General features: G+C 75.1%; 3 protein-coding genes and 1 pseudogene. 2 read left to right on the top strand and 2 right to left on the bottom strand.

Annotated features, from left to right (window positions below; translation table 11 throughout):
• Window positions 1-245: 245 nt before the first annotated feature.
• Together AOK18_RS28335 and AOK18_RS28330 are read right to left on the bottom strand one after the other, a co-directional pair.
• Window positions 246-1157 (bottom strand): MurR/RpiR family transcriptional regulator, encoded by a 912-nt coding sequence (locus AOK18_RS28335; protein ID WP_055696173.1) that lies wholly within the window; start codon window positions 1155-1157, stop codon window positions 246-248.
• Window positions 1158-1301: 144 nt separating this feature from the next.
• Window positions 1302-1958: a nucleoside/nucleotide kinase family protein gene (locus tag AOK18_RS28330; protein ID WP_055574729.1), complete on the bottom strand. Its 657-nt coding sequence runs from the start codon at window positions 1956-1958 to the stop codon at window positions 1302-1304.
• Between the two features lie 112 nt (window positions 1959-2070).
• Between AOK18_RS28330 and AOK18_RS28325 the strand changes: the two genes are divergently transcribed.
• Window positions 2071-2826 carry an HAD family hydrolase gene (locus AOK18_RS28325; RefSeq protein WP_055696172.1) on the top strand — a complete coding sequence of 252 codons (756 nt, stop codon included), beginning with the start codon at window positions 2071-2073 and terminating at the stop codon, window positions 2824-2826.
• Between the two features lie 299 nt (window positions 2827-3125).
• Window positions 3126-4201, top strand: a pseudogene (locus tag AOK18_RS34900) (hypothetical protein); the annotation flags it as partial.
• Window positions 4202-4368 lie beyond the last annotated feature (167 nt).

The following is a 4368-nucleotide window of genomic DNA, read 5'->3' as shown; positions in this document are numbered from 1 at the left end:
CGCCCGGCCGGGGAGCGCACCGTCCGCTGCGAAGGTGTCCGGCTGCGCAGGGGCGGACCGTCGGTTTTCCGGCGGAGCGGGGGAGGACGGGGAGGGGCGGATCACGGTCCGGAGTGGACATGTCGTGATCCGTCAGCAGTATTTATATATGCGATGCGGTTTGCAAGACGTATGAAAACATTCATGCGTGCTTTGAAGGGGGAGGCCCGCGCGACGGCGTCGGCGGGGAGCGGATCCCGCGGGGATCAGTCCCCGAGGAAGAACCGGTACTGGTCGGCCACCTGCTCGTACTCGTCGAGCCGGGCCTGCGTCCGCTCCGGGTCCGCGTCCGTCATGGCCTGGAGCAGCGCCGCGCACAGCACGCCGGGAGCCGCGTACGAGTCGAACACCAGGCGCGACCCGGTGCCGGTGGCGAAGGTGACGTCGGCCTCGTCCGCGAGGGGCCCCAGCGCCAGGTCGGTGACCAGCGCGACCTTCAGTCCGGCGCCCCGGGCGACCCGCATCGCCGTCAGGGTCTCCCGGGCGTGCCGCGGCATGGAGAACGCCAGCACCCACGTGCCGCCGGCCTCCCGGGACTGCAGCAGCGCGTCGTAGGCCACGCTGCCGCCGCGGGTCACCAGCCGGACGTCCGGGTGGATGCGGCGGGCGGCGTAGGCGAAGTACTCGGCCAGGGAGACGGAGATGCGCAGCCCGAGGACGGTCAGCGGCGCGGACGCCGCCAGCCCCCGGCCGGTCCCGAGGACCCGGCCGGGGTCGGCGAAGTCCCGCCGCAGGTTCTCCAGGTTCCCCACCTCGGCGTCCACCGCCGCCTGCAGCTCGTTGCCCCGGTTCTCCTCCGCGGGCCCGCCGGGGAGCGCACCGAGCGCGATCGCCTGGAGCCTCTCCCGCAGGGCGGGGTAGCCGCTGAAGCCGACCACCGAGGCGAACCGGGTCACCGAGGGCTGGCTCACCCCCACCCGCTCGGCGAGATCCGTGATCGACAGGAACGCCGCTTCGGTCAGGTGCTCGATCAGGTACCGGGCGATGCGCCGCTGGCCGGGGGAGAGCCGGGGCCGGTCGAACAGCGTGCGGAGCTGGGACGTCGGGGACGCCTCCTCGCCCGCCTCCCCCGAGGTGATCGCGGATGCCTGGGCGCGTGCCTGCTGCGGCGATGGCACCGGGGCGCCTCCTTCGTCTCCCGGGGAGTTCAATCTAGCCCACGCGGTGTGGCGGGCAGGGGGAGCGATGCGGAGGAGACCGTACGGGCCCGGCCGGGGAGAGCCCCGCCGGCCCCTCGCCCGCCGACCGCGCACGAGGGTTCCTCAGCGGCGCACACGCGGCACCGCCGACGCCGGAACCACGAGGTCCGCGCGGTGCCGGGTCCGCGCGACCAGTTCGGCGTTGGGCCCGTCCGAGCGGGCGACCCAGGCCGCCGCCTCGTCCCGGCGCTTGCCGAACTCCACGTGCCGGGCCACCAGCCGCCGCACCCGCTCCTCCTCGTCCAGCTCGCAGAACCAGACCTCGTCGAGCTGCGACCGCACCCGCGCCCACGCCCCGGTGTCCAGCAGCAGGTAGTTCCCCTCGGTCACCACCAGCCGGGCCGTCGGCGGCACCGGAACGGCCCCCGCGACGGGCTGCTCCAGCACCCGTTCGAAACCGGGCGCGTACACGACGTCCCCGTACGTCTCCTCGCGCAGCCGCCGCAGCAGGGCCGCGTACCCGGCCGCGTCGAAGGTGTCCGGGGCGCCCTTGCGGTCCCGGCGGCCGAGCCGGTCCAGCTCGGCGTCGGCGAGGTGGAAGCCGTCCATCGGGACGTGCGCGGCCCACGGCTCCCCGGTGCCGTTCAGGGCCCGCACCAGTTCCCCGGCGAGCGTGGACTTCCCCGCCCCGGGGCTGCCCGCGATGCCGAGCAGCGCACGTCGGCCGTCCCGGCCGAGGGTCCGGGCGCGGTGGAGGAGGTCCTCGAAGGTCGGCGTCACACGGGAGAGTGTGTCACTCCCGCCCCCGGGCCGGTCCGGACGGCGCCGGCGGTCCCGCCGCCGTCCGCCTCCCGCCGCGTGCCGTCCGCCGGGACGCGGGATCATGTCCGGTATGACGGATCTGGGTCTGCCCGAGAACATCCTGGCCTGCCTCTTCGACCTCGACGGTGTCGTCTCCCGGACCGCCGAGGTCCACGCGGCGGCCTGGAAGCAGGCGTTCGACGCCTTCCTGCGCGAGCGGGACGGCGCGGACTTCCGGCCGTTCACCGAAGCCGACTACGCCGAGTACGTGGACGGCCGCCCGCGGGCCGACGGCGTGCGCACCTTCCTCGCCTCGCGCGGCGCCGGCCTGCCCCCGGGCACGCCGGACGACCCGTCCGGCGCCGCCACCGTGCACGGGCTCGCCCGCCGCAAGAACGAGCTGTTCCTGGAGAGGATCCGCGGCGGCGGGGTGGAGGCCTACGAGGGCACGCTGCGCTACATCGAGGCGGTGCGCGCCGCCGGCCTGCGCACCGCCGTCGTCTCCGCCAGCGCCAACTGCCGGGACGTGCTGCGCGCCCTCGGCGCCGAGCACCTCTTCGACGCCCGCGTGGACGGCGTGGTCGCCGCGGAACGCGGCCTCCCCGGCAAGCCGCACCCCGACACCTTCCTCGCCGCCGCCCGGGACCTCGGCGTCCCGCCCGGCCGGGCCGCCGTGTTCGAGGACGCGCTGGCCGGCATGGACGCGGGCCGCGCCGGCCGCTTTGGCTACGTCGTCGGCGTGGACCGCGCCGGCCGGTCGGACGCGCTCTACGCCCACGGCGCCGACCGGGTCGTGACGGACCTCGCCGAACTCACCGGGGGACCCCGGGAGCCGGGCGGGCGGTGACCTCGTCCCCCGTCCCGCCTGCCCCCGCGCGCAAACAGAAACAAACTAACCCGGGGGGCGCGCGGATGACCGGCAGGAACGGCGGCACACGGGACGCGGGACGTCCGGTGAGGACGTGCGTGCGCGTATGCGTCGCCGCCCTGCGGCGAGAAGGGCACCCTTGCCGTCGGCCATCGTCCGTCCCTCGTCCCGTGTGCCGCCGTTCCTGCCGGTCATCCGCGCGCCCCCCGGGTTAGTTTGTTTCTGTTTGCGCGCGGATGACCGGCAGGAACGGCGGCACACGGGACGAGGGACGGACGATGGCCGACGGCAAGGGTGCCCTTCTCGCCGCAGGGCGGCGACGCATACGCGCACGCACGTCCTCACCGGACGTCCCGCGTCCCGCGGACGGCGCCGGACCGCTCGCGGTCCTGGCCGCCGTCTTCACCGTGGCCCAACTCGTCCTCGTCCGTCCGGGGCTGGGACTCGGCTGGGACGAGATCGTCTACGTCAGCCAGGTCACCTCCCACCACCCGGCCGCCTTCTTCAGCGCCCCGCGCGCCCGGGGCGTCTCCCTCCTGGTGGCGCCCGTCGCCTCCTGGTCGGAGTCCACCGCACTGCTGCGCGTCTACCTGGCCCTCCTGTCCGGCCTGGGCCTGTACCTGGCGCTGCGCGCCTGGCGCGGCCTGTTCCCCACCCGGGTCCTGGTCACCGCCGGAGCCCTCTTCGCGTCCTTGTGGGTGACCCTCTTCTACGGACCCCAGGCCATGCCCAACCAGTGGGTCGCGATCGGCGCCCTGCTCACCGTCGGCTGCTTCCTGCGGTACCGCGCGGACCGCCCGACGCGCGGGGCGCTGTGGGGCGTCGCGGCGGGAGCCGTGCTGATGGCGCTGATGAGGCCCACCGACGCCGTATGGGTGACGGTCCCCCTGCTGGTCCTCGCCCTGGCGGGCCGGCACGTCCGCCTTCTGGCCGCACTCGCGGCGGGCCTCGCGGTGGGCGCGGCCGAGTGGGTGGCCGAGGCCTACGCCTGGTACGGCGGCCTGGGGGAGCGGCTGGCCGAGGCCTCCCGCATCCAGGGCGGGCTCGGGTTGCAGATCGCCGTCGACGACCAGCTGCGCAGCCTGGGCGGGCGGGGGCTGTGCCGCCCGTGCACGGGGACGATGCCCCATCCGGTGGTCACCCTCTGGTGGTTCGCCCTGCCGCTCCTGGCCGTCCTCGCGCTGGTCGTCGCCGTACGGGCCCGGCGCGCCCTGCCCACCGTGCTGCCGCTGGCCTGCGCAACCACGGCCGCCCTCCCGTACCTCTTCATGATCGGGTACGCGGCGCCCCGCTTCCTCCAGCCCGCCTACGCCCTGCTCGCGATCCCCGTCGCCGACGCGCTGTGGCACCTGGTNNCCCGCACCGCCGCCGAACTGCACCGGCTCGGCGTCCGCCCGCCCTGCCTGATCACCGGTCACGAAGCCATCCCCGTGGCCTACTACACCGGCTGCTCCTCCGGAGGAACGGACGGGAACAACGAGAACACCACGGTGGCGGAGATACTGGGCACCGCGGACCGGG

This window comes from Streptomyces prasinopilosus, from assembly GCF_001419695.1.
Lineage (GTDB): Bacteria > Actinomycetota > Actinomycetes > Streptomycetales > Streptomycetaceae > Streptomyces > Streptomyces prasinopilosus.
Note: the sequence above shows the minus strand (reverse complement) of the source record. Positions and strands in the feature narration are given on the sequence as shown.

Coding starts and splice junctions, on each gene's coding strand:
- AOK18_RS28325 (WP_055696172.1), top strand. CDS start 2,071: ATGACGGATCTGGGTCTGCCCGAGAACATCCTGGCCTGCCTCTTCGAC.